The organism is Pseudomonas paraversuta (genome assembly GCF_904067025.1).
In the GTDB taxonomy this organism is placed as follows: Bacteria; Pseudomonadota; Gammaproteobacteria; order Pseudomonadales; family Pseudomonadaceae; genus Aquipseudomonas; species Aquipseudomonas paraversuta.
This window is the reverse complement of record NZ_CAJFDA010000001.1, coordinates 2,531,304-2,554,877: the sequence shown is the minus strand read 5'-3', so window position 1 is coordinate 2,554,877 and position 23,574 is coordinate 2,531,304. Positions and strand designations below refer to the sequence as shown.

The window sequence follows — 23,574 nt, the reverse complement described above, 5'->3', positions numbered from 1 at the left end:
CCCACCACTAACAATAAAAGAGGTGTCTATGGCAGGTTTCGACAAACGTGTGGCGTCCTACGAGGAGGCCCTGGCCGGACTCGAAGATGGCATGACCGTGATCGCCGGGGGCTTTGGCCTGTGCGGTATTCCGGAAAACCTGATCAACGAGATCAAGCGCAAGGGCACTCGCGACCTGACGGTGGTCTCGAACAACTGCGGGGTTGACGGGTTTGGTCTGGGGGTATTACTGCAAGACCGCCAGGTCAGCAAAGTGATCGCCTCCTACGTGGGTGAAAACGCCCTGTTTGAGAAGCAGTTGCTGGATGGCGAAATCGAAGTGGTACTGACCCCCCAGGGCACTCTTGCCGAGAAGATGCGTGCCGGTGGCGCCGGTATTCCTGCGTTCTTTACCGCTACCGGTGTAGGCACGCCTGTGGCCGACGGCAAGGAAATCCGCGAATTCAAGGGCCGCGCCTACCTGATGGAAGAGTCGATCACCGGCGACTTCGCCATTGTCAAAGGCTGGAAGGCTGACCATTTTGGCAACGTGATCTACCGCCACACCGCGCAAAACTTCAATCCGCTGGCCGCCACCGCGGGCAAGATCACCGTGGTCGAAGTTGAAGAGATCGTCGAGCCCGGCGAGCTGGACCCGACACAGATCCATACCCCTGGCATCTACGTCGACCGGATCATTTGCGGCACGTTCGAGAAACGCATCGAGCAACTCACCGAACGTTCCTGATCCCCTGCCCTCAGCCCTGGCTCCACGGAGAACAATAATGGCTCTTACCCGCGAACAAATGGCCCAGCGCGTCGCCCGCGAAATGCAGGACGGCTTCTATGTGAACCTCGGCATCGGCATTCCGACCCTGGTGGCCAACTACATCCCCGAAGGCATGGAAGTCATGCTGCAATCAGAAAACGGCCTGCTCGGCATGGGTGCATTCCCGCAAAAAGGGCAAGCTGACGCCGACATGATCAATGCCGGCAAACAGACAGTTACTGCCCGCACCGGGGCTTCGATTTTCTCTTCGGCAGAATCCTTCGCCATGATTCGCGGCGGTCACATCGACCTGACCGTGCTCGGCGCCTTTGAAGTGGACGTGCAGGGCAATATCGCCTCCTGGATGATCCCCGGCAAACTGGTCAAGGGCATGGGCGGCGCGATGGACCTGGTGGCAGGGGCCGACAATATCATTGTCACAATGACCCATGCGTCCAAGGACGGCGAGTCGAAACTGCTGTCCCGTTGCAGCCTGCCGTTGACCGGTGCCGGCTGCATCAAGCGGGTTCTGACCGACCTCGCCTACCTGGAAATCGCTGACGGTGCGTTCATCCTCAAGGAGCGTGCCCCCGGGGTCAGCGTGGAAGAAATTGTGCGCAAGACCGCCGGCAAGTTGATCGTGCCCGAGCATGTACCAGAAATGCAGTTCGCCTGACCTGGCTTTTTCAAGGAGCAATGTGATGCAAGAAGTCGTCATTGTCGCGGCCACGCGCACAGCCATAGGCAGTTTTCAGGGGGCCCTGGCCACTATTCCGGCAGTCGAACTGGGCGCCGCGGTAATTCGCCAGTTGCTGGTCAAAACCGGTCTGGACGCTGATCAGGTGGATGAAGTGATTCTCGGCCAGGTGCTGAGCGCCGGTTGCGGGCAAAACCCCGCGCGCCAGGCGTCGATATTCGCCGGCCTGCCCCACAGCGTTCCCGCCATGACCCTGAACAAGCTCTGCGGCTCCGGTCTCAAGGCGGTCCAGCTGGCGGCCCAGGCGATCCGCTGCGGCGATGCAGAGGTCATTATTGCCGGTGGCATGGAGAACATGAGCCTGGCCCCCTACGTGCTGCCTGCTGCCCGCACCGGCTTGCGCATGGGTCATGCCAGGATGATCGACAGCCTGCTCCACGACGGCTTGATGGACGCTTTTAACGACTACCACATGGGCATAACTGCCGAGAATCTGGTGGACAAGTACCAGCTCGGCCGTGAACAGCAGGATGCCTTTGCTGTCGCGTCCCAGCAAAAGGCTTGTGCGGCCATCGAGTGCGGCCGTTTCGCCGACGAGATCACGCCGATCCTGATCCCCCAGCGCAAGGGCGACCCGCTGTCGTTTGCGGTGGACGAGCAACCCCGTCAAGGCATCACTCTGCAGTCCCTTGGCCTGCTCAAGCCGGCGTTCAAGAAAGACGGCAGCGTCACCGCCGGCAACTCTTCGACCATCAATGACGGGGCCGCCGCCGTGATGTTGATGAGTGCCGACAAAGCCAGGGCGCTGGGCCTGCCGGTACTGGCGCGGATCTCGGGCTACGCCGGTGCCGGGGTTGATCCGGCCATCATGGGCATCGGCCCGGTAGCGGCCACCCGGCGCTGTCTGGCCAAGGCTGGCTGGAGCCTCGACCAGCTGGATCTGATCGAAGCCAACGAAGCCTTCGCAGCCCAGGCATTGGCGGTGGGTAAAGAGCTGGAATGGGACATGGACAAGGTCAATGTCAACGGCGGAGCCATTGCTCTGGGCCATCCGATCGGCGCCTCGGGCTGCCGGGTGCTGGTGACCTTGTTGCACGAGATGATCAGGCGCGACGCCAAAAAAGGCCTCGCTACCCTGTGCATCGGTGGTGGTCAGGGAGTGGCCGTGGCCATCGAGCGCGGCTGAAGCGCTTCAGGTTCAAACAGTCAGGGCAAGGACCCACGATATCCGCGCACTGACTGGCAACACCCCGGCGTGACTTCGGTCACGCCGTTTTTTTTGTCTGGATGTCGGGTGCTCTCGAGGCTATCGCGAGGCAAGCTCGCTCCTACGGGGGGGTTACGTTAACGTAAGGGCATCTGGCAGACACATATCAAGGAGCAATGCCCAATGACTACTCAGCTCGGTTGTTCCCTGCAAGACAGCGCGGCCCCTGAAGGGGTTTGTTTCGGCTGCGGCACCAGCAATGTCCACGGCCTGCACGTAAAGAGTTTCTGGCATGAGGACGGGGTGCATGTAATCGCCGAGCACCTGCCGGATGCCAAATATTGCGGCTGGCCGGACCTGGTCTATGGCGGCTTGATTGCGATGCTGGTTGATTGCCATTCGAACTGGACCGCGATGGCTTTTCACTACCGTGCGCAGCAGCGTGAGGTCGACAGCCTGCCGCGTATCAATTGCGTCACCGGCAATCTGGGGATCAAGTTCATCAAACCGACCCCGATGGGTGTGCCCCTGACCTTGCGGGCGAGAGTCGAAGGTGAGGTGGGACGCAAAAGCCGTGTGATCTGCGAGGTCTATGCGGGGGATGTGCTGACGGCGGTCGGTGATTCAATCTTTGTGCGCGTGGATACCGCAGAACTGGCTTCCCAGGCCCATGGCCGCGTGTAGAAGCTCTTCGCTGAAAGGCTCGCGAGCAAGCTCGCTCCTACAACAAGCGAGCTCCTACAACAAGCTCGCTCCTGCAGTTGGACGGGGGGCGGGTTTATCTGGAGAGCTCCCTGATCATTGCCACGGTCAGGTACAGCCGCGGCGCAATGCTGCTCAGTTCGATGTATTCGTCCTCTGCGTGTAAACCTGCACCGACCACGCCCATGGTTTCCAGCACTGCCGGCTTGGCACTGCCCGGCACATAGGCATAACCCGCATCCGTGCCGAAACGCATGGCGATAGGTTCAACCTTCAGACCAATTTCGCCATAGAGCTGTTGCGCCGTTCTGGCCAGGGATTCGGAGCCGGCATTCTTCGCCAACGGCGGCCGGCCCTGGTGCAGGGTGATCGCAGTTTCGGTGTCCGGGATCAATGTGTTCTGCGCAATGCGCTTGGCATCGGCCAGAACCCGGTCGCTCTCGCCCACATCCGAGTAGCGCATGTCGGCCTGGGCGCTCGCCAGGTCGGGGATGATATTGGCCTTGTCGCCGGCCCGGGCCATGGTCCAGTTAACCGTGGTGCCTTTGGCCGGGTCGCCCAGGTCCTTGAGCTGCACGATCTGATGCGCCAGTTCGGTCAGGGCATTGCGACCCTTTTCCGGCGCGGAGCCCGCATGGGAGGACTTGCCCTTGACCTCCATACTGAGCTGGTTGATGCCATTGGTGGCCACGGTCACGGCATCTGTGTCCGGTGGCTCGTAGGAGAATACGTAGTCATGTTTACGGGCAAGTTCGGCAATGATTTTTTTCGACCCGGCAGAGCCCATTTCTTCGTCGGGGTTAAACAGTATGGTCAGGGTGCCGTAGTCCTTGAACTGTTGATCCTGCAACAACTTGACCGCGTGTAGGATCATTGCCACTCCGCCCTTGGCATCGGCGACACCCGGGCCATAGGCACGCTCACCTTCGGTGCGAAACGGCCTTTTGGCCACGGTTCCGGGGCCGAATACGGTGTCGTAATGCACCATCAGCAGGAAGTCTTTATTACCTGTGCCCTTGAAGGTGCCGACGATATTGTCACCTGCCGAAGGACTGGCCGGACTGGTCTCGACCTTGGCCCCCAGAGCCTCCAGGCGCTTGACCAGCAGCGCGCTGACCTGGTCCAGACCCGGCTTGGTCCCGGTCCCGGTATCCACTGCGACCAGGGTTTTCAAGGTGTCCAGATAAGCAGGCTGTTCGGCCCGGGCTTTGGCCAGCAAGGCTTGCGGATCCGTCTCGGCGGCGTTGACGGCGGCACTGACAAGCAGCGCCAGAACGGTGGCTGCGGTGAAGGAAAAGCGGGACAACTGCATAGGTAAGGCCTCGATCCATCATGGGTAATTATTTTTATCAAGTGCACTTTGTAACCCATATGACGCTACAGATGTCAGGTGCTCGCCGACTTTTCCAGTGGGGTCGGGTGGGTCATCGGGAGCACCTTGCGCGTGGGGAAGCTACTGCGCCAGGACTTTGGCGTCCTTGCTGCGTATCTCCTTGATCACCGAATTGACCCGATTGACCAGGACGTAATGCCCGCTGATTTCAACCCACTGCTCGGTATCCGAGGGTTGCGGCAGCCCCTTGGCTTTCCAGTTTTTTATCGCGGCCGTGTCGCGGGTGTATTGGTCCGGTGCCTTGTCGCCGTTGCCATAGCAACTGCTCAGATCCATGGACTGCGCCAGGATTTGCCCCGGTTTGCAGTCACTGGGCTTTTCATCGCCAGCCTGGGCTGCGAAGGGTACTGCGCACATAAGACCGGCCAGTATTGATGCAGAAATGATGCTGCGCATGTTCACCTCGTTGTGGTTACCGGCCAGACGCCGGTTTGGGGTTATAGCAACGGTGGACAAGTGCAGGACCGCTAACGTTCCCTTTATCAGGCCTGCCGTGGCTTGTGCTTTGCCGGCCCGGGCCCGAGGGTGCGACCGCTGATTACGGATTCCGGGCGTTGGGTGAGCACATCAAAATCGGCCTGCGCTCTGGCGGCATCGTCCTTGTGCTTGATCAAAAACCAGAGCTTTTTCTTGCCCTCTTGCTGTGAACGCACCAGGTTCCAGATGCCTTGCAGCTTGTGGCCTTCGAGCTGGAACTGCAGCTTGCCTTTTTTGAATGACTCGACCGGGTCGCCTATGGGCTTCCACACCCCGTTATCCCAGACAATCACATCCCCTGCCCCATAGTTGCCTTCAGGGATATGCCCCTCGAACGTGGCGTAATCCAGTGGATGGTCCTCCACTTGCACCGCCAGACGCTTGATCCGGGGGTCCAGGCTTGGTCCTTTAGGCACGGCCCAGCTCTTGAGCGTGCCTTCCAGCTCAAGGCGAAAATCGTAGTGCAGGTGGCTTGCGTCATGCTTCTGGATGCAGAACCCATGGCGTTGCGAAGCCTTTTGATCTGCACCGCCGGGCTCCGGCGTGGCTGCAAAATCGCGTTTTTTCTGGTACTCATCCAGCCTGTTGTTCATGACGGATCCTCTTTTTTCGCTGCCAAAATCCTGGTGCGTAATCGGTGGTCGAGCCACGGCCCCGCACGGGCTCCTTCTATTGCCCGGCCGGGGCCGTTTCGAGCATCTTTTCAAGGAACATCGCCAGACCGACTTCTTCTGCCTTGAGGCCCTTGCGCACTCGGGGACGGGGCAGTTCGGCCAGGGCGCCCGCTACATAGCCTTCAAGTACGGCCGGATGGATGTAGCACTTGCGGCAGACTGCCGGAGTGTTGCCCAAATGCCTGGCAACGCTCTTGACCATGTCCACCACATGCCGCCTGGCATCGGCCTGCGGTTGCCATTGCAGTTCGCGCAACACCGATAACGCCATGGCGCTGCCGGCCCAGGTGCGGTAGTCCTTGGCCGTGAAGTCCGCGCCGGTGAGGCTGTGCAGGCAGGCATTGATGTCGGAAGAACTGACAGTGTGGCGCTCGCCATTTTCGTCCAGGTACTGGAACAGGTTTTGCCCCGGAATCTCCAGACAACGCTTGATGATCCGCGCCACACGCCGGTCCTTCACGGAGATGTTGTGCTCTACCCCGCTTTTGCCGCGGAAACGGAAATTGATGGTACTGCCGCTCACCTCCACATGCCGGCTGCGCAAGGTGGTCAGGCCGTAGGAACGGTTGTCCCTGGCATATTGGCTGTTGCCGACCCGGATCAGGGTCGCATCGAGCAAAGTCAGTACCGTGGCCATGACTTTTTCGCGGCTGAAACCGGGGGCCGCCAGCAGGCTGTCCAGATGCCGGCGCAGTTTCGGCAAGGCCAGGCCAAAGTCCCGCAGCCGGGAGTATTTATCGGCATCGCGCACTTCCCGCCAGCGAACGTGATAGCGGTATTGTTTGCGGCCCCGGGCATCACGGCCGGTGGCCTGCATATGGCCGCGCGGGTCAGCGCAGATCCAGACATCGGTATAGGCCGGCGGAACGGCCAGGGCGTTAATCCGCTGAACTTCCCCGGGATCGCTGATGCGCTGCCCGTGCGGGTCAAAGTAGGCAAACTTGCCGCGCAGTTTCTTGCGCGTGATACCTGGCTGCGTGTCATCGACATAGTGCAGGTCTGGGGGCAACAGGTCGGACATGGCGCTCATCCTGTACGGGGATTCATGGCCCCTTCAAACCATTGACCGCAGCGGTTGACGTACGTGCCGAGGATTTGCCCGGAGTTTTTTTCAGGGGGTGGTGGACGCACCCGGCCTTACAGGATCTCGTTCAGCAGGTTGAACACCGTGAGTTTTACCGCACTGTCCAGGTCCACCCAGGCCAGGCCGGTGGTTGCCCGATAGCTGCCCAGCTCCAGTGGCCTGGCGATGACATTGGCCGGTAATGCTCGTCCGGCATTGGCCGGGAGCAGGCCAATGCCGAGCCCGGCGCAGACCAGTGCCAGCATGGTGGTGAACTCCCCGAGTTCCGAAGCTATTTGCAACTGCAGGCCATGACTGTTGAGCGATTGCATCAGTTCATCGTAGAACCCCGGCGCGTAGCGTCTGGCCAGGACCAATACCGATACCCCGGCAAGTGCGGCCGCCGGCACCTTGTCGTACGCGGCCAGCGGGTGATCGGCGGGCAGTGCCAGGATAAAGCTCTCCTGCAGCACCTCGCGGGTGTGGATCCCGGGGATCGCGGCGGGCAAGCGCATCAGCCCGAAATCCAGCTGGCCGTTTTTCAATGCAGTGGCCTGATCCGGCCCCGGCATATCCTTGAGTTCAAGTTCAACCCGCGGCAACCGTGCATGCAGTGCCCGCACCAGTGCCGGCAACAGTTGCGGCAGCACCGAGGACACAAAACCAAAGCGCACCCGGCCGATCTCGCCGCGCCCCGAAGCCCTGGCCACATCCGCCGCATGGGCGGCCTGATGCAGCGTGGCCCGGGCCTCGGGCAAAAACACCGCCCCCACCTGGGTGAGCATGACCGAATGCCGGTTGCGCTCGAACAGGCGCACACCCAGTTCCTCTTCAAGCATCTTGATTTGCATGCTCAGGGCCGGTTGCACGATGGATAGACGCTGCGCCGCACGGCCGAAATGCAGCTCTTCGGCCAGGGTCACAAATGATCTGAGATGTTTGATTTCCAATTGGGTGCTCCGCTGAAAAGGGTTTCTGGGGGCACTGATCAAAATAGCTGATCACCAGATCATCAATGACGATTGGACGCTACCCCCGGCCTGGGGTGAAGTAGCAACCGGGCCCTCGAACATAATAAACGGCCCGGGAGAACAGCATGTCATTCAATCTCGCGAGCTTTGGGCTCAATGGCCGCAGGGCCCTGATCACCGGTTCCGGCAAAGGCATCGGCCTGGCGCTGGCCCGGGGCCTGGGCGCTGCCGGGGCAACGGTGGTGATCAATGATCGCAATATGGACAAAGCCCGCCGGGTTGCCAGTCAATTAATCGACGAAGGTCTCAACGCCGAGTTCGCGGTATTCGACGTCACCGATCGGGCGCAACTGTTCGAGGCAATCAACACCTTTGAGGCCGAGACCGGGCCCATCGATATTCTGCTCAACAACGCCGGCGTCCAGCGCCGTGCGCCACTGGAAGACTTTACTGCCCAGGACTGGCATGAGCTGATGCGGGTCAATCTGGACGGTGTGTTCCATGTGTCCCAGGCGGTTGCACGGCACATGATTGGCCGTGGTCGCGGCAAGATCATCAACATCTGTTCGGTGCAAAGCGAACTGGCCCGGCCGACTATCGCGCCCTATGCCGCGTCCAAAGGTGCCGTGAAAATGCTCACCAAAGGCATGTGCGCCGAGTGGGCGCGCCACGGGATTCAGGCCAATGGCCTGGCCCCCGGGTACTTTGCCACCGAGATGAACCGGGCGCTGGTGGATGACCAGCAATTCTCCGAGTGGCTGTGCAAACGCACGCCCGCAGGGCGCTGGGGCCAGGTCGAGGAGTTGTGCGGTGCCGCGGTATTTCTGGCTTCGCCGGCTTCGGATTTCATCAACGGACAAACCCTGTTTGTGGATGGTGGCCTGACCAGCGTCGTGTAAACCAATACCGTCGCAGCCGGGGTTATTGGGAATCTTTCCCATAGGGATGACATCACAACTAGAAATGTTATAAGGTAACCACTCCTTATACCCTCCCCTTGTCTGTGATCCCTTGATGACCACCCCAGTCCAAGCTCCACCCTCAAGTCAGCGCCTGTTGTCCATCGATGCCCTCAGGGGTCTGGTGATTCTGTTGATGCTGCTGGACCACGTGCGCGAAACGTTTTTCTTGCACCGCCAGGTAGCCGACCCGATGAACATCGACAGTACCGAGCCGGTGCTGTTTCTCAGCCGTACCCTTGCCCACCTGTGTGCCCCGGTGTTTGTCTTGCTCACCGGCCTTTCGGCGTATCTGTATGGCGAGAAATATCAGGGCAAGCGCGACGTTTCGGTCTTTCTGTTTAAACGCGGGCTGTTTCTGGTGCTACTGGAGTTGACCCTGGTGAACTTCGCCTGGACCTTCCAGTTCCCGCCTTCGGTGATATACCTGCAGGTGATCTGGGCCATCGGCCTGAGCATGCTCGCTCTGGCGGCGCTGGTGTGGTTGCCGCGGCCCGTCCTGCTATTGCTGGCCCTTGGCATCATCGGTGGGCACAACCTGCTGGACAGCCTGCACTTCGCTGCCGATTCGACGCTGCATGTGCCTTGGGCGATTTTGCATGACCGCGGCTGGATAGAGTTTTCCGACACCTTGCGCCTGCGCACTTCCTATCCGGTGTTGCCATGGATCGGGGTGATTGCCCTGGGCTACTGCGTGGGGCCCTGGTTCGCCCGCACTGCTTCGGCTGCCGAGCGCCAGCGCTACCTGTTGCTGGCAGGTGCAGGGGCACTGCTGGGTTTTGTCGCACTGCGCCTGTTCAACGGTTACGGCGAGGCGCACTGGGTGGCCCATGGCACTCACCTGCAGACTCTGATGAGCTTTTTCAACATCACCAAGTACCCGCCTTCGCTGCTGTTCCTGACCCTGACCCTGGGCGTCGGACTGTTGCTGTTACTGGCCTTCGAGCGGGTTCAACAGAGCAAATGGATCGCCATGCTGGCGGTGTTTGGCGCGGCGCCGATGTTTTTCTATCTGCTGCATCTGTATGTGCTCAAAGTGCTCTATCTGCTCAGTGCTGGCCTGCTCGGCCTGAATCAGGGCAACTACTTCGGTTTCGACGGCATGGGCTCGGTGTGGCTGACGGCGATGTTGCTGGCAATTGCGCTTTACCTGCCGGTGCGCTGGTTTGCCGGGTTAAAGGCCCGTCGTCGCGACATTAGCCTGCTGAAGTATTTCTGAATCCTTTTCGAGCAGACAGCGCAGCGCCCGCAGGCTACTTTAGCGGGCTTCTGACCCTGCGACTGCGTTACTCCTCAAAGCCTATATGGATAGCCCGACATGCGTATTTCATCCCTGAGCCTGTTGCTCAGTGCGGCCCTGCTCTGCTCATCGGCACTGGCGCAAACCCATGAAGTGAAGATGCTTACCCGCAGTGCTACTGCGGGCATGGTGTTCGAGCCGGATTATTTGCACATAGCTCCCGGCGATACGGTTAAATTCGTTGCCACCCAAACCGGTCATAACGCCGCCACTTTGCCCGGACTGTTGCCCGAAGGCGCGCAACCCTTCGCTGGCAAGATCAATCAGCAAATCGAGCAAACCTTCACTGTGCCTGGGCTCTACGGTATTCAATGCGTTCCCCACCTGGCCATGGGCATGGTGATGCTGATTCAGGTCGGTGAGGCCGGGCCGCAGCCTGCGGTACTGCCTGCAACGCTACCGGCCAGGGCCCTTGAGCGTTTACATGTGGCCCTGCAAAAACTGCAGGCCGGGCAGTGAGCAAAGTCCGCTCGCGATCTGCGATGCTGCTGGCCCTCGCCAGCCCCATGGCCCTCGCCGACCCGGGCGCCCAGGATCGGTCCGCGGGCCTGGTCGAAGACAGCACCTGGAGCCTGGTCAACCGCACGGTTTACGACAGCCGCGAGTATCGCCACGGCGCACGCAACAGCGGAGCGCGCAATGCCTATAAACCGCGCGCCGAACGCAATGGTTATGCCGAGGAATGGGCCTACGGATTGATGGGCACGTTGCAATCAGGGTTCACCCAGGGCCTGATCGGGGTCGGGGTGGATGCCCACGCCTATCTGGGGGTCAAACTGGACAGCGGTGGTGGCCGCGCTGGCAAGGCGCGCCTGTTGGGGCTGGATAACGACGGCTACCCCAAGGACAACTTCGGCCGGGGCGGCGCGGCGATAAAGCTGCGCATGTCGGACACCGTGCTGTCCTGGGGCGAACAACGGGTCAAAACCCCGGTGTTCAGTTCCTCCGACAGCCGCCTGCTGCCGGAAACCGCCACCGGGGTGTTTCTCACCAGCAATGAATTCACTGCCCTGAAGATGGTCGGCGGGCATTTCACCGGGAGCACCGACCGTAACGCCAGCAGTCACGATCAAGGCTTTGTGGTCAATTACTCCAACGGGCCCAAAGGCGATGCCTTCGACCTGGCCGGGGTGGTCTATACGCCGAGTAAAAATCTCAGTGCCAGCATTTACAGCTCGCGCTACGAGGACACCTGGAACCAACAGTACCTGGGCGCCCTGTACAGCCAGGCGATTGATGACAACCGCTCGCTGACCTACAACTTCAACCTGTATCGCACCACCGATGAAGGCAAGGCACTGTCGGGCAATATCGACAACACCACCTGGAGCCTGATGGGCACCTACGCTCAAGGCCCCCACAGTTTCAGCCTGGGTTATCAGAAGGTGCATGGCGATACGCCGTTCGACTATGTGACGCGGGGTGCGATTTTTCTCACCAACGCCGTACAACTGTCTGACTTCAACGCGCCGAATGAACAATCGTGGCAGGCCCGCTACGACCTGGGGATGACGCCGTGGGGCATGCCCGGCCTGGTGTTCAGCGCGGCGTATGTGCGTGGCAGCCAGATCGACGGCAGTCATGCCGACCCCCGCGGCGGTTATGCGTATCTGGGTTACGGCAAGGGCGGCAAGCACTGGGAGCGGGATCTGGAAGCGCGTTATGTGATCCAGAGCGGTACCGCCAAGGGCACCATCCTGTCACTGCGCCATAACGTGCATCGGGGCAATACGGCCCAGGCCGAACTGGATACCGATCAAGTCCGGCTGGCCGTTGAATACCCCCTGACCGGGCGTTTTTAACCGCCGGGCGGCACTGACGCCGGGCGACTGGATGTAGGAGCGAGCTTGTCTCGCGAGCCCTTCAACGCAGCAATGAAGAGCTCGCGAGGCAAGCTCGCTCCTACAGAATATGGGGTGTTGCTTGCAGATCCTGTGGGCGCCATCGCGAGACAAGCTCGCTCCTACAGGGGGTTAGTGTTGCATGGCGCCGTGGTCATGCATGTCCATCTGCATGCTGTTCAGGGCGCGGGCCTTGGCCGTGATTTCAATGGCTTCCTTGACCCCTTTGCTGTCTTCGACGATCAGGGTCAGCGGCACGTTGTCGCCTTCTTTGATCTGGCCCTTCAGGTCCATCAGCATCACGTGATAGCCCTCTGGATCAATGGCGACGGTCTTGCCGGCCGGCAATGCCACCGATGGCACTTGCTGCATGCTCATCACGTCATTTTTCATCGTCGACTCATGGATCTGCACCGTTTTGGCAACCGGGGATTTGACTTCGACCAGCTTGCTGTCGGTACTCGCGGTGATGTGCATGAAGGCACCGCTCGAGGGCTGGCCGGCAACGGTCGCGCGGACCCAGGCATCATCGACCACGGTTTGCGCGGAAACATGCAGGCTCATGCCCAGCAGGGACAGCAACAGATACTTGACGGGTTTCATATAAGTGGCTCGTTCAAAGGTGCGTGAAATCAGCAGACTGACATGACGGTGAGCAGGTCTTCGGTGCACTGCTTGGCCGACAGCGAAGGTGACAGGCCCATGCGCAGCACGCCACGGGAGTCGAAGACGAAACTGGTGCCGGTGTGCGAAATGGTATAGGAGTCGCCGGTAGGGATTTTCTCGTAAAAAACCTTGAATTCCTTAGCCGTGGCCGCTGTTTCTTCCAGCGTCCCGGACAGCGCGATAAACGTCGGATCGAAGGCTTTGACATAGGCATCGAGCATGGCGGGCTTGTCGCGCTCCGGATCGAGGGTGATAAACACCACCTGCAACCGGTCACCGTCCGGGCCCATCAGCTTCTTGGCCTGGGCAGCACGGGCCAGCGCGGTCGGGCACACGGCCGGGCACTGGGTGAAACCGAAGAAAATCATCGGCATCATGCCGCGGAAACTGCCCAGCATCATTTCGTTGCCTTCGGCATCACGCAACTTGAACTTGCGCCCCATGATTTCATTGCTCAGGTCTTTTGCGTACTTGTATGACAAACCGCTGCCCATGTCGCAGCCGGCAAGCAAACCGAGACTGAGCACGCCAAGTCCTGCAACGACATGGCGGCGAGTCAGTAATTCGTTCATGTATGAGGTTCCTTTAAGCGGCTTTTACTACAAACAAAAGCCTTCACCCTGCGCAGTACGCAACAGGGGTGTACGTCGCCCGGGCCATTGGCTCAAGTACGCACGATTGCTGTGGGGTAGACGCGTTTCATGGGTGCGCAATTTAACACTCTCACCTGCTGCCCGCACGGCCGGACAGCCCCCCGGTAGTGGCCCTGTCTGCTTGCAGGCAGCCAAACCGGGCGGTAACGGCGCAGGCCTGCGACAAATCGCCTCAGGCCCGATTTGTCGGGCCCTGGAGCACATTTGCGCTTGATTAAATACGTGATTGCGATTAACCGCAGAGGTCAACCGTAATTGGTAGCGAATAGGTTTCAGCGTGTAAGCAAATTGCCGCCCTCAAACAGCAGGTACGGCATTTTTTTCACATTGGCTTCACCCCGCCGCCACCCGCCAGCCCTTAGCCTGTTCCGGTTTGAATCAGCCGGTTGAACTGCGCGTCAGGCAGCTATTATCAGGCGGTTATCAGTCAGCCTGATAACGGTGAGCGTTTGCTGCATCGGCGCGCCGAAGGCAGCATCGCCTATATCCCGGGCCTGCCTTGAGGGCGACTGGCGGGCAGCAATGCTCCGCCAGCAATTGACGATCTACAGGATCCTGTAGAGCAAACGTTCAATCCGGACCCGGCTGACCCGGCGCAGAAACTTGGCCACGGCCGGCGGGTACTCGGCCATGGATTCCAGGATCTTGTAGCTCTCTATGCGTCGGGTGTTGGCAAAAATCGCCGCCAGCTCCTTGCTTCGCGGCTCCAGCAGTTCGCGGCGCGGGTCATCGATCAACAGGCCGTTTTCCAGGTCCAGACGGAAGGCTCGGGGGTTCAGATTGTTGCCGGTGAGCAAGGTGTAGCGGTCATCAACCCACAGCCCCTTGAGGTGAAAGCTGTTGTCGCCATCACGCCACAGGTGCAGGTTGAGCAAGCCGCTATCGATCATGGACTGATGTTTTTTGGCAAACCGGCGCAGGCTCATCTCATATAAATAAGGCAATGCCGCGATGACCTTGAACGGCTCGCTCGGCGGGATGTAGAAGTCGTTGGCGGTCTTGTCACCGACCACGATATCAATTTTCACCCCTCGTTCGAGGGCCCGATTGATCTCCCGGGTCACGGGTAGCGGCAGGTTGAAATAGGGCGTGCAAATAGTCAGTTGCTGCTGACTGCTGGCAATCAGCTCACAGATCACCCGGCTCAGGGGATTGTTCTTGCCGACCCCCAGCAGCGGACTGACCGACAGGCCAAAGTGACCGCTGACCCCGGCGCTGGTGTCGTAGCTGGCTTTTTTCAGGTGGCTGCGAAAATCGCCAATGGCACTGCGCAGGCTGCGGGTTGAAGGCAATGATGGCAGGTCCAGGCGATGCACGGCCCTGGTCTGAATCAGGTCCTGTTCAATGAAGTGCTGCATGGAGTCTGCCAGCTGCTTGTTGTGCAGCAGGTGATAGCGGTCGAACCGGTACTTGTCGAACTTGTGCAGGTAGACATTGTTCAGACTGGCGCCGCTGTAAATCACACAGTCGTCAACGATAAAGCCCTTGAGGTGCAGTACCCCGAACAGCTCCCGGGTTTGCACCGGCACCCCGTAAATCGGCACGTGGCTGGCATGGGCAGCGGTTTGCGCCTGATACCAGGCGGCATTGCCGGGCTGCTTGCCGGCGCCGATCAGTCCGCGCTGGGCGCGCAGCCAGTCCACCAGTACCACGATTTCAAGCTCGGGACGGGCGGCTTTGGCTGCGTGCAGGGCATCGAGAATTTCCTGTCCGGCCTCGTCCTGTTGCAGGTACAAAGCCACCAGCGTGATGCGCTGGCGTGCACCCGCGATCTGCTCCAGCAGGCACCGACGAAAGTCAGCCGCGCCGGGCAAGATGCTCAAGGCATCGGCGGATATCGGGAAGCTGCGTAGCTTGGGCAGCAAAGAGCGTTTGAAGAGCGACGGCATAGGGCTCGCTAAGGGTCGAATGCGAAGAGCCACGAAGCTTACACGATCGTGCCCCGAAGCCATACCGGCCATGGCAAACCGCCTGGTTGCCGGTAGTCGCTGACGAGGCTCGAAGGCTGCGATTAGGTTCGCAGGACCTTGCTTGACGGCCACACAGAAAACCTGTGGCGGTATCAAAAAGCACCTGCGGTGTCACAACCAGAAAGCTCGCAGCCTTCGAATCTCGTCAGCGACTACACAGGTCGGTCAATCAAGACGGGTGCGGGTTAATACGGGCCCGGTTTCAGGCTCAACAGGCGGGCAATGTCCCGCGCCCGGTCGGTGAGCAATTGCTCGGCCCGGGCACAGGCGTCTTCCAGGCTCATCGGGCCGCTGGTGATGGCAAATGCGGCATTGACCCCGTGCTCGTACATGGCCTGGTAGCCCTCGCCCAGAGTGCCGGCCAGTACCACCACCGGTACACCCTGAGCCCGGGCGATGCGCGCTACCCCGAAAGGGGTTTTGCCGCGCAGGGTTTGCGCATCAAAACGGCCTTCTCCGGTGATCACCAGATCAGCGCCCTGCACCGCTTCGGCCAGGCCCACCAGTTCGGCCACCACTTCAACTCCGGCGCGAAACTGCGCGGCGAAAAAAGCCTTGGCGGCAAAGCCGAGACCGCCTGCAGCCCCCGAACCGGGCTCCTGGCGAACATCCCTTGGCAAGACCCGGGCGCAGTGATCGGCGAAATGCCCCAGGGCCTTGTCCAGTAGCTGGACCTGCTCAGGGGACGCGCCTTTTTGCGGGCCGAATACGGCCGATGCCCCGTGTTCGCCACACAGGGGGTTATTGACGTCTGCGGCAATCTCGAAGCGCACCTGGGCCAGGCGCGGATCAAGGCCTGCAAGGTTGATACGGGCGAGTCCGGCCAGGGCCAGGCCGCCGTGTGCCAGGGGCTGGCCCTGCTCGTCGAACAGCCCCAGGCCCAAGGCTTGCAACGCACCGGCGCCGGCATCGTTGGTGGCGCTGCCGCCGATGGCGAGGATGATGCGCCGGGCGCCCGCATCCAGGGCCGCCCCGATCAGTTGGCCGGTGCCGAAGGTGCTGCTGATGCACGCATCGCGCTGTCCCGGTGTCAGCAGTTGCAAGCCGCTGGCTTCGGCCATTTCAATGATTGCCGTGTGGCTGTCCGGCAGCCAGCCCCAGTGGGCCTCGACCGCTGCGCCCAACGGGCCTTGCACCTGGTTGCGGCGCAACTGGCCATTGCCTGCGGCCACGATCGCCTCCACGGTGCCTTCTCCGCCATCGGCCATGGGACACTGGATCAACTGTGCCTGTGGCAATACCTGGGCGAAACCGGCAGCAATGGCAGCAGCGACTTTTTCAGCGCTCAGGCTGTCTTTGAACGAGTCGGGGGCAATCACGATTTTCATGGGGCGCATCTCCAGTTCTTATGGCATCCATGCTGCCAGCAACTGACTGCAAACACGCCAGTCTGGTGCACAAGCAATAACGGCCTTTGTTGTTCATTTTTACAAGACGCGGCTGACCCTACAGATTCTGGGGCAGCAGTTGCACGCCCAGGTACAGGGCCAGCATGCCGTTCAGACTCAACGGGTCGACACCGCTCAGTTCGGCGATGCGCTCCATGCGATAGCGCAGGCTGTTGCGGTGAATGCCAAGGGCATCGGCGCACGCCTGGCTCTGGCCATCGTGCTCACACCAGCTGCGCAAGGTCGCGATCAACTGGCCGTTGCCGTCTTTGGCCACCACTTTGTGCAGCGGGCCAAGCAATTCTTCAAGGGCATCGTCATTGCGGTGACGCCACAGCATGACCGGCAGGCGATAGCGATTGAGGCTAAGCAGTCGCGTCTGCGGCAATACATCGCGACCGTAGGCCAACAGGTCGCCGACCCGACGATAACAACGGCGCAAGCCATTGAGAGCATCGGCCTGCCCTCCTGCGGCTATGCGCAAAACCTTCCAGCCCTGTGCGTCGAGCTTTTCCAGCAGGCGCAGGTCATCCAGCGCCGCCGTTGCCGGGCGGCACCACAGCAGTGAGCCGGTGGCCGGGCTCACGCACCAGCTGTCGGGGAAGCGCGATTGCAACCAGGCACTCAAGGCCTCGGCGCTTTGCCCGCTGCCCAGTTCAAACAGGTACGGAATGCGCGATAACTGTGGCTTTAGCCCCAATTGCCGGGCCTCATCGATCAAGCGCGCGGAATCGCCGCCTTCACTGAGCAGCAAGGCCACCAGATCATCACAGCGCTGGCGTCGCCATTGTTGTTCGGCTTGCTGAAAGCGCTGGCCCACCAGCATCTCGGCGGTCATGCGCACCAGTTCGGCGTAGGTGCGCAGCAATTGCGGATCGCCGGTGAGGCCCAGAACGCCGATCAGGCGCTGATCGAGCAACAGCGGCAGGTTGATCCCCGGTTGTACCCCCTTGAGGCACTTGGCGGTTTGTTCGTCGATCTCCACCACCCGTCCATTGGCCAGCACCAACTGCGCCCCTTCGTGCCGGGTATTGATACGCTCAGGCTCGCCACTGCCAAGGATCAGGCCCTGGCTGTCCATGACATTTACGTTGTACGGCAAGATGGCCATCGCACGATCCACGATGTCCTGTGCCAAATCATGATCCAGTTCGAACATAGGGTGAAAATCCTTGTAGGCATTTGTTCACGGGCACAGGTGGCGCGGATAAAACCTGTGCAGGGGCACAAAGACAGCAGCGTTGGGGTGGCCGAGACTCAATACGCGATCAACGTTAACCTCGGATCGTGAAAAATCATAATAAAGAGAGACATAAGATGTCACAGAGCGCCGCCGCATCGCTGATCAGCGATGACGATAAAAACGCCATCTACAAACGCATCACCCTGCGTTTGATCCCCTTCATCTTCATTTGCTACCTGTTTAACTACCTGGACCGGGTAAACGTTGGCTTCGCCAAATTACAGATGCTCGACGCGCTGAAGTTCAGCGAGACGGTATACGGCCTTGGCGCCGGGATTTTCTTTATCGGCTACGTGCTGTGCGGCGTGCCGAGCAACCTGGCCCTCAGCAGATTCGGGCCACGGCGCTGGATCGCCGTAATGATGATCGGTTGGGGCCTGCTGTCGACCTGCCTGATGTTTGTCACCACCCCTGCCGGGTTTTATACCCTGCGTTTTTTCACCGGCGCGGCTGAAGCGGGGTTCTTTCCCGGGGTGGTGCTGTATCTCTCGCAGTGGTTCCCGACCTTCCGCCGCGGCCGGATCATGGCGTTGTTCATGTGTGCCATTCCGGTTTCGGGCCTGATTGGCGGCCCTTTCTCCGGCTGGATCCTTAGCCACTTTGCCGCGGGCCAGGGCGGTCTCGCCGGCTGGCAGTGGATGTTCCTGCTGCAAGGGGTGCCGACGGTTGTGCTGGGCGCACTGGCGATTTTCTTGCTCAGTGACAGTTTTGCCAACGCCAGATGGCTCGGTGCAAAAGAGCGCGCAGTGCTGGAAGCGGACCATGCCCTGGACGCCCTGAACAAACCTGCAACCACCTCCGACTCATTGCTCGCAGTATTCAAGAACCCGGCCATCTGGGCGTTCGGTCTGATTTACTTCTGCATCCAGAGCGGCGTATACGCGATCAACTTCTGGCTGCCGTCGATCATCAAGAACATGGGCTTCAGCGATACCCTGGTGATCGGCTGGATCAGCGCTATCCCCTACTTGCTGGCGGCTGTGTTCATGTTGCTGGTGGGCCGTTCTGCGGACTTGCGCAAAGAGCGCCGCTGGCATCTGGTGGTGCCTATGTTGATGGGTGCACTGGGCCTGGTGATTGCCGTCAATTTTGCAGCCCAGCCGGTGATCGCCATTCTGGGGCTGACCATCGCCACCATGGGTGCCCTGACCGGTTTGCCAATGTTCTGGCCGGTGCCGACCGCCATGCTCAGTGTCGGTGCGGCAGCGGGCGGCCTGGCGCTGATCAACTCGATGGGGCAGATGGCCGGGTTTCTCAGCCCGTACCTGGTGGGCTTTGTCAAAGACGCCACGGGCTCCACCGACGTAGCCCTGTACCTGTTGGCGGCAGTCATTGTGGGCGGCAGCCTTTTGGCACTGCGCATGACCCGCGGCATGACTCAGGCATAAACCCCCTTGGCCTCTGCAGGAGCGAGTTCGCTCCTGCAGAGGCCAATGTGAGCAAGCCATTTGCCCTTCGGCCCGCTGAGCCTCAAGCTATGCACCTCCAATAATCAGAATGTGCGTTTCAACGAGGCTGTTGTGTCCAAAGGTATTGTCTTATCAGTTCTGGCATCGAGCCTGTTCGGTGTCATGTATTACTTCACGTCCCTGCTCTGGCCCTTGAGCGGCGCCGAAATCTTCGGCTGGCGAATGCTCCTGACCCTGCCCTGCATGACTCTGTTCATGTGCTTTTCCGGTGACTGGCGGCTGGTTCCGGTGATCGTCTCGCGGCTGCGTCAGCAACCCCGGCTGTGGGCAGTGCTGGTGGCGTCCAGCGCACTGGTGGGGGTGCAGTTGTGGCTGTTTCTGTGGGCACCGCTTAACGGCCATAGCCTCGACGTCTCGCTGGGCTACTTCCTGTTGCCTCTAACCATGCTTCTTACCGGGCGCCTGGTCTATGGCGAGCAGTTATCGCATTTGCAGAAAATCGCTGCGGCTCTGGCCACCCTCGGGGTCGCCAACGAGGTGTACCGGGTCGGCGGATTTTCCTGGACCACCCTGGTGGTTGCTATCGGTTACCCGCTGTACTTCGTATTGCGCAAACGCGCAGCCACGGACAACCTCGGTGGCCTGTGGGTCGATATGCTGTTGTTGGTGCCGGTGGCCTGGTGGTTTGTGCAGAGCGGTGAGCAAGGATTCGCTGTGGCCAGCCATCGCCCGGCGCTGTATGCGCTTATTCCGCTGCTGGGGGGCATCAGCGCCCTGGCATTGATCAGCTACATTCTGGCCAGTCGCATGCTGGCATTCAGCTTGTTTGGCTTGCTCAGCTATGTAGAGCCGGTATTGCTGGTGATTGTCGCGCTGCTGCTGGGGGAAAGTATCAGCGCCGGACAATGGCTGACCTATTTGCCAATCTGGCTGGCGGTTGTGGTTCTGATGTTTGAAGGCTTCAAGCATCTGGTGCGCCAACGTCGCTCGGTGTGAGGTCCGGGGGCCAGGCATGCGGGGCCTGAAAGAGCTCGCAGCCTCGTGCCCCGGCAGCTACTGCCCGGTGGCGGCAGACCGTTTATCTTTTTTTTCAGAAGCACGAACGCTCGTTTAAAACGACTTTGGCCCAGTATTTGCTTGGCGTTTTGTCTCTTGAGCGCACTCAACAAGAATCAGTCCCAAGTAGTTGGTTTAAAAGACATTTGCCAACGACCCTGAACAGCCTCAAGCTATGTTCCCACTCAAACGAGTAACGTTGTAGATCCATTGAGGTTGTTGTGTCTAAAGGCATTTTTCTATCGATTTTGGCTTCCTGCTTGTTCGGCGTCCTGTACTACTTCACTTCTCTTCTTTGGCCCCTTGATGGTCAGGAAATCTTCGGCTGGCGAATACTCATATCGCTGCCATTCATGACACTCTTTATCTGCCTCTCCGGCGACTGGAAATGGGTTCCCATCATTTTCAAGCGCTTAAGCGATAAACCTCTACTGATTCCTTGCGTATTGCTCACCAGCTTCCTGGTCGGCCTACAGCTGTGGATGTTCATGTGGGGGCCGCTGAACGGGCACGGTCTGGATGTGTCACTGGGATATTTCCTGCTGCCCCTGACGATGATCCTCACCGGTCGCATCGTCTACGGTGAACACCTGTCGCACCTGCAGAAAATAGCCACGGCCCTGGCTGTTATCGGCGTTGCCAACGAGTTGTACCGCACCGGCGGTTTCTCCTGGACGACCCTTGTGGTCGCCATCGGTTACCCGATGTACTTCGTACTGCGCAAAAAAATCGGTATCGACAACCTCGGCGGTCTGTGGCTGGACATGCTGTTGATGGTCCCGGTTTCGCTATGGTTCGTGATGGCAGGCCCCCATGTAGATCTGGGCGCCCAGCGCGAGGCCCTGTATGCACTGGTGCCGCTGATGGGGATTATCAGTGCCGCCGCAGGCTTTGCTTACATTCTGGCCAGTCGCCTGTTGCCGTTCAGCCTGTTTGGCCTGCTCAGCTATGTCGAGCCGGTGCTGCTGGTAGCCGTGGCCCTGTTGCTCGGTGACAGTCTTGAAGAGGGTCAGTGGCTGACCTATGGTCCGATCTGGCTCGCGGTGGTGGTGCTGATCATCGAAGGCCTCAAGCATGTGAGCCGCCAGCGCCGCTCTATCTGAGCCGCGCTAACCGGGCAACCATAATTTGAAGCGGGCACCACCCAAGGGTGATTGCTCCACGCTCAAACTGCCGCCCTGGGCTTCCAGGGCGCGTCGACTGATTGCCAGCCCCAGACCAAAACCTCCCGTTGCCCGATCCCGACTGCGGTCCAGACGATAGAACGGCTCGAAAATCCGTTCGCGTTCGGGCTCCGGTATGCCGATGCCATCGTCGTCGACCCATAGTTCGCAGCCCTGTGGCGTTACGTTTACGCCCACCTGAATTCGGCGATCACAGTAGCGCATGGCATTGCGCAACAGGTTTTGCAGGGCCCGGGCCGTGAGGCGCGGGTCAAGGGCAAAGCGCTGTTGAGTCCCGTGCAGGCGCACATCCAGCACTATGTCGGGGGTCTCCAGCTCTTCATCAAAACTGCCGAGGATGCTGTCGATAAATTCGTCCAGCGATACCTCGACCCGCTCCGGAGCCAGCCGGGGATTCTGCAGGCGACTGAAAGACAACAGCTCCAGTACCAGCTCATCCAGTTCACGAATGTGTCCGACCAGTAATTGCAGGCGTTCGCGGCTGGCCTCGGGCAGGTCGTCGCACAGCACCAAGGCCAGACCGAAGTCCAGTCGCGTCAGGGGTGTACGCAACTCATGGGAAACAGCGTTCAGCAGGTCGCGCTGCTGATTGAGCAGGCTTTCAACGTCCTGGGCCATGGTGTCAAACACCGTGGCCAGGGCATAAATGTTTGAACGCGGTGAAATTTGCGTGCGCTCGCTCAACTGTCCCTGGCCAATGCGCGCCGCGGTGTGTTTCAGACGCTCCAGGTCGCGCCAGTGCGGACGCATCCAGAGCAGCAAGCCGCCGAGCAAGGCAGCGCCGATCAAGACATTGATACCCCAGTACAACAGATTCATTTCCAGCGGATCAGGGGGCATCACCCACTCGATGGCCTGCTCCCGGTTCAGTGGCGAGACCACCAGGGTGCGCCAGCCCCAGTCGCCGATGCGTATCACGCCCTGCCCTTGCTGCAGCTGGTGTTGCTCCTTGGGGGTGAACTTGGGGTCGTTGATGGGCAGCAAGTTGACGCGTATGGGTTTGAACTGGGCGTCCAGATCCCGGGCAAGGTCCGGCCACTGCCCGACGGGGAGTTGCTGAAACTGTTTGACCAGCAGGGTCTGCATGCCCCGCGACATATCGGCGTTGTAGCTGACGAAACGCTCATGGAACAGCGTCACCACCAGTTCAGGCACGGCATAGATGGCAGCAGCAAAGGTAACCGTCGTCACCAGATACAAACGAAGCAGGAGCTTGAACATGGGCTCAACATTCCCACTCGGAGCGGCTGAACAGGTAGCCCTTGCCCCATACGGTCTTGATCTTGCGCGCTTCGCCGGCGCAGTCGTCGAACTTGCGCCGCAACTTGGAGATGGCCACGTCCACCGAGCGGTCGGTGCCATTGAACTCGATACCGCGCAAACGCTGGAGGATTTGATCGCGACTCAACACTTCTCCCGCATGCCGGGCCAGTACCACCAGCAGGTTGTATTCGCCGCTGGACAATTCAATGCCCTGTTCGCGCCAGGTCACGGTACGTTCCGACAGGTCGATGCAGAGGTTGCCGATAATGATCCGGTCACTGGCCACATGGGGTTCGACCAGGCTGCTGCGACGCAACAAAGTACGAACCCGGGCCAGCAGCACACGGGGGTCGCAAGGTTTTGTCACATAATCGTCGGCGCCCATCTCTAGCCCCAGCACCTGATCATGGCTATCGTCGCGCGCTGTCAACATCAGGATCGGCAAACTTGCCGAGTCGGCTCGCAACAAACGGCAGACTTGCAGGCCATCCAGACCCGGTAACATCAGGTCAAGAATAACCAGATCAGGTGGGTTGCTTTTTGCGCGCTCACGGACTTGATCGCCTCGGGCAATCACGCTGACCTGGTAACCGTTGCGCTCCAGATAGCTGGCAATCAGCTCCGAGAGGGCAGCGTCGTCTTCGACCAGCAAAATAGTGGGCATAATAAATGCTTACAACCAGGGGAAAACCCGAAGGATATACAACCTC

22 protein-coding genes and 1 pseudogene are annotated in these 23,574 nt (G+C 60.0%); 11 read left to right on the top strand and 12 right to left on the bottom strand.

What is annotated here, in order from left to right; translation table 11 throughout:
- Window positions 1–28: 28 nt before the first annotated feature.
- From JQ848_RS11690 to JQ848_RS11675, 4 genes are all read left to right on the top strand, one after another.
- The gene (locus JQ848_RS11690; RefSeq protein ID WP_003445501.1) at window positions 29–727 is read left to right on the top strand and encodes a CoA transferase subunit A; all 699 of its coding nucleotides are present in this window, start codon (window positions 29–31) and stop codon (window positions 725–727) included.
- A gap of 37 nt (window positions 728–764) precedes the next feature.
- Window positions 765–1,424 (top strand): CoA transferase subunit B, encoded by a 660-nt coding sequence (locus JQ848_RS11685; RefSeq protein ID WP_202210720.1) that lies wholly within the window; start codon window positions 765–767, stop codon window positions 1,422–1,424.
- A 25-nt stretch (window positions 1,425–1,449) separates the two neighbouring features.
- Window positions 1,450–2,631, top strand: a complete 1,182-nt coding sequence (locus JQ848_RS11680; RefSeq protein ID WP_127195408.1) for an acetyl-CoA C-acetyltransferase — start codon at window positions 1,450–1,452, stop codon at window positions 2,629–2,631.
- Between the two features lie 204 nt (window positions 2,632–2,835).
- Window positions 2,836–3,336 (top strand): PaaI family thioesterase, encoded by a 501-nt coding sequence (locus tag JQ848_RS11675; protein WP_010656517.1) that lies wholly within the window; start codon window positions 2,836–2,838, stop codon window positions 3,334–3,336.
- 94 nt (window positions 3,337–3,430) lie between these two features.
- Here the strand turns inward: JQ848_RS11675 and JQ848_RS11670 are convergent, their stop codons facing one another.
- From JQ848_RS11670 to JQ848_RS11650, 5 genes and pseudogenes are all read right to left on the bottom strand, one after another.
- Window positions 3,431–4,666: a M20/M25/M40 family metallo-hydrolase gene (locus JQ848_RS11670; RefSeq protein WP_010656518.1), complete on the bottom strand. Its 1,236-nt coding sequence runs from the start codon at window positions 4,664–4,666 to the stop codon at window positions 3,431–3,433.
- Between the two features lie 141 nt (window positions 4,667–4,807).
- Entirely contained in the window at window positions 4,808–5,143 is a 336-nt protein-coding gene (locus JQ848_RS11665) for an RcnB family protein (RefSeq protein WP_003445489.1), read from the bottom strand.
- Between the two features lie 95 nt (window positions 5,144–5,238).
- Window positions 5,239–5,817, bottom strand: a pseudogene (locus JQ848_RS11660) (DNA polymerase ligase N-terminal domain-containing protein); the annotation flags it as partial.
- Window positions 5,818–5,893: 76 nt separating this feature from the next.
- Window positions 5,894–6,919: a DNA topoisomerase IB gene (locus JQ848_RS11655; protein ID WP_202210718.1), complete on the bottom strand. Its 1,026-nt coding sequence runs from the start codon at window positions 6,917–6,919 to the stop codon at window positions 5,894–5,896.
- A gap of 116 nt (window positions 6,920–7,035) precedes the next feature.
- On the bottom strand, window positions 7,036–7,911 hold the full coding sequence (locus JQ848_RS11650; RefSeq protein WP_161718651.1) for a LysR substrate-binding domain-containing protein: 876 nt from the start codon (window positions 7,909–7,911) through the stop codon (window positions 7,036–7,038).
- Between the two features lie 146 nt (window positions 7,912–8,057).
- Here JQ848_RS11650 and JQ848_RS11645 point away from each other — a divergent pair, with 146 nt between their 5' ends.
- The 4 genes from JQ848_RS11645 to JQ848_RS11630 all read left to right on the top strand — a co-directional run bounded on the left by JQ848_RS11645 (window position 8,058) and on the right by JQ848_RS11630 (window position 11,993).
- Window positions 8,058–8,831: an SDR family NAD(P)-dependent oxidoreductase gene (locus JQ848_RS11645; RefSeq protein ID WP_010656522.1), complete on the top strand. Its 774-nt coding sequence runs from the start codon at window positions 8,058–8,060 to the stop codon at window positions 8,829–8,831.
- 115 nt (window positions 8,832–8,946) lie between these two features.
- Complete coding sequence (locus JQ848_RS11640) at window positions 8,947–10,110, top strand: acetyltransferase domain-containing protein (RefSeq protein WP_202210717.1); 1,164 nt, start codon at window positions 8,947–8,949, stop codon at window positions 10,108–10,110.
- 99 nt (window positions 10,111–10,209) lie between these two features.
- Window positions 10,210–10,650, top strand: a complete 441-nt coding sequence (locus JQ848_RS11635; protein ID WP_003445478.1) for a pseudoazurin — start codon at window positions 10,210–10,212, stop codon at window positions 10,648–10,650.
- Between the two features lie 23 nt (window positions 10,651–10,673).
- On the top strand, window positions 10,674–11,993 hold the full coding sequence (locus JQ848_RS11630) for an OprD family porin (protein WP_202211286.1): 1,320 nt from the start codon (window positions 10,674–10,676) through the stop codon (window positions 11,991–11,993).
- 171 nt (window positions 11,994–12,164) lie between these two features.
- Here the strand turns inward: JQ848_RS11630 and JQ848_RS11625 are convergent, their stop codons facing one another.
- From JQ848_RS11625 to JQ848_RS11605, 5 genes are all read right to left on the bottom strand, one after another.
- Window positions 12,165–12,635, bottom strand: coding sequence for a copper chaperone PCu(A)C (locus tag JQ848_RS11625; protein ID WP_202210716.1), 471 nt, complete (start codon window positions 12,633–12,635; stop codon window positions 12,165–12,167).
- Window positions 12,636–12,664: 29 nt separating this feature from the next.
- Window positions 12,665–13,270 (bottom strand): SCO family protein, encoded by a 606-nt coding sequence (locus tag JQ848_RS11620; RefSeq protein WP_003445473.1) that lies wholly within the window; start codon window positions 13,268–13,270, stop codon window positions 12,665–12,667.
- 626 nt (window positions 13,271–13,896) lie between these two features.
- Window positions 13,897–15,240, bottom strand: coding sequence for a CDP-diacylglycerol--serine O-phosphatidyltransferase (gene pssA, locus JQ848_RS11615; RefSeq protein WP_127195415.1), 1,344 nt, complete (start codon window positions 15,238–15,240; stop codon window positions 13,897–13,899).
- A gap of 266 nt (window positions 15,241–15,506) precedes the next feature.
- Window positions 15,507–16,649 carry a glycerate kinase gene (locus JQ848_RS11610; protein WP_202210715.1) on the bottom strand — a complete coding sequence of 381 codons (1,143 nt, stop codon included), beginning with the start codon at window positions 16,647–16,649 and terminating at the stop codon, window positions 15,507–15,509.
- A gap of 118 nt (window positions 16,650–16,767) precedes the next feature.
- Window positions 16,768–17,868 carry a sugar diacid recognition domain-containing protein gene (locus tag JQ848_RS11605; protein WP_003445464.1) on the bottom strand — a complete coding sequence of 367 codons (1,101 nt, stop codon included), beginning with the start codon at window positions 17,866–17,868 and terminating at the stop codon, window positions 16,768–16,770.
- A 158-nt stretch (window positions 17,869–18,026) separates the two neighbouring features.
- Between JQ848_RS11605 and JQ848_RS11600 the strand changes: the two genes are divergently transcribed.
- The 3 genes from JQ848_RS11600 (at window position 18,027) to rarD (JQ848_RS11590) (ending at window position 21,520) form a co-directional block, all read left to right on the top strand.
- A complete protein-coding gene (locus JQ848_RS11600; RefSeq protein ID WP_202210714.1) occupies window positions 18,027–19,340 on the top strand; it encodes an MFS transporter in 1,314 nt (437 codons plus the stop codon).
- A 132-nt stretch (window positions 19,341–19,472) separates the two neighbouring features.
- Window positions 19,473–20,357 (top strand): EamA family transporter RarD, encoded by an 885-nt coding sequence (gene rarD / locus JQ848_RS11595; RefSeq protein WP_127195417.1) that lies wholly within the window; start codon window positions 19,473–19,475, stop codon window positions 20,355–20,357.
- A gap of 281 nt (window positions 20,358–20,638) precedes the next feature.
- The gene (gene rarD / locus JQ848_RS11590) at window positions 20,639–21,520 is read left to right on the top strand and encodes an EamA family transporter RarD (protein ID WP_003445453.1); all 882 of its coding nucleotides are present in this window, start codon (window positions 20,639–20,641) and stop codon (window positions 21,518–21,520) included.
- Window positions 21,521–21,526: 6 nt separating this feature from the next.
- On the opposite strand, the gene JQ848_RS11585 is transcribed toward rarD (JQ848_RS11590), so the two are convergent.
- Together JQ848_RS11585 and JQ848_RS11580 are read right to left on the bottom strand one after the other, a co-directional pair.
- Window positions 21,527–22,822 (bottom strand): ATP-binding protein, encoded by a 1,296-nt coding sequence (locus JQ848_RS11585; RefSeq protein ID WP_003445451.1) that lies wholly within the window; start codon window positions 22,820–22,822, stop codon window positions 21,527–21,529.
- Between the two features lie 4 nt (window positions 22,823–22,826).
- Window positions 22,827–23,528: a response regulator transcription factor gene (locus JQ848_RS11580; RefSeq protein ID WP_003445448.1), complete on the bottom strand. Its 702-nt coding sequence runs from the start codon at window positions 23,526–23,528 to the stop codon at window positions 22,827–22,829.
- Window positions 23,529–23,574 lie beyond the last annotated feature (46 nt).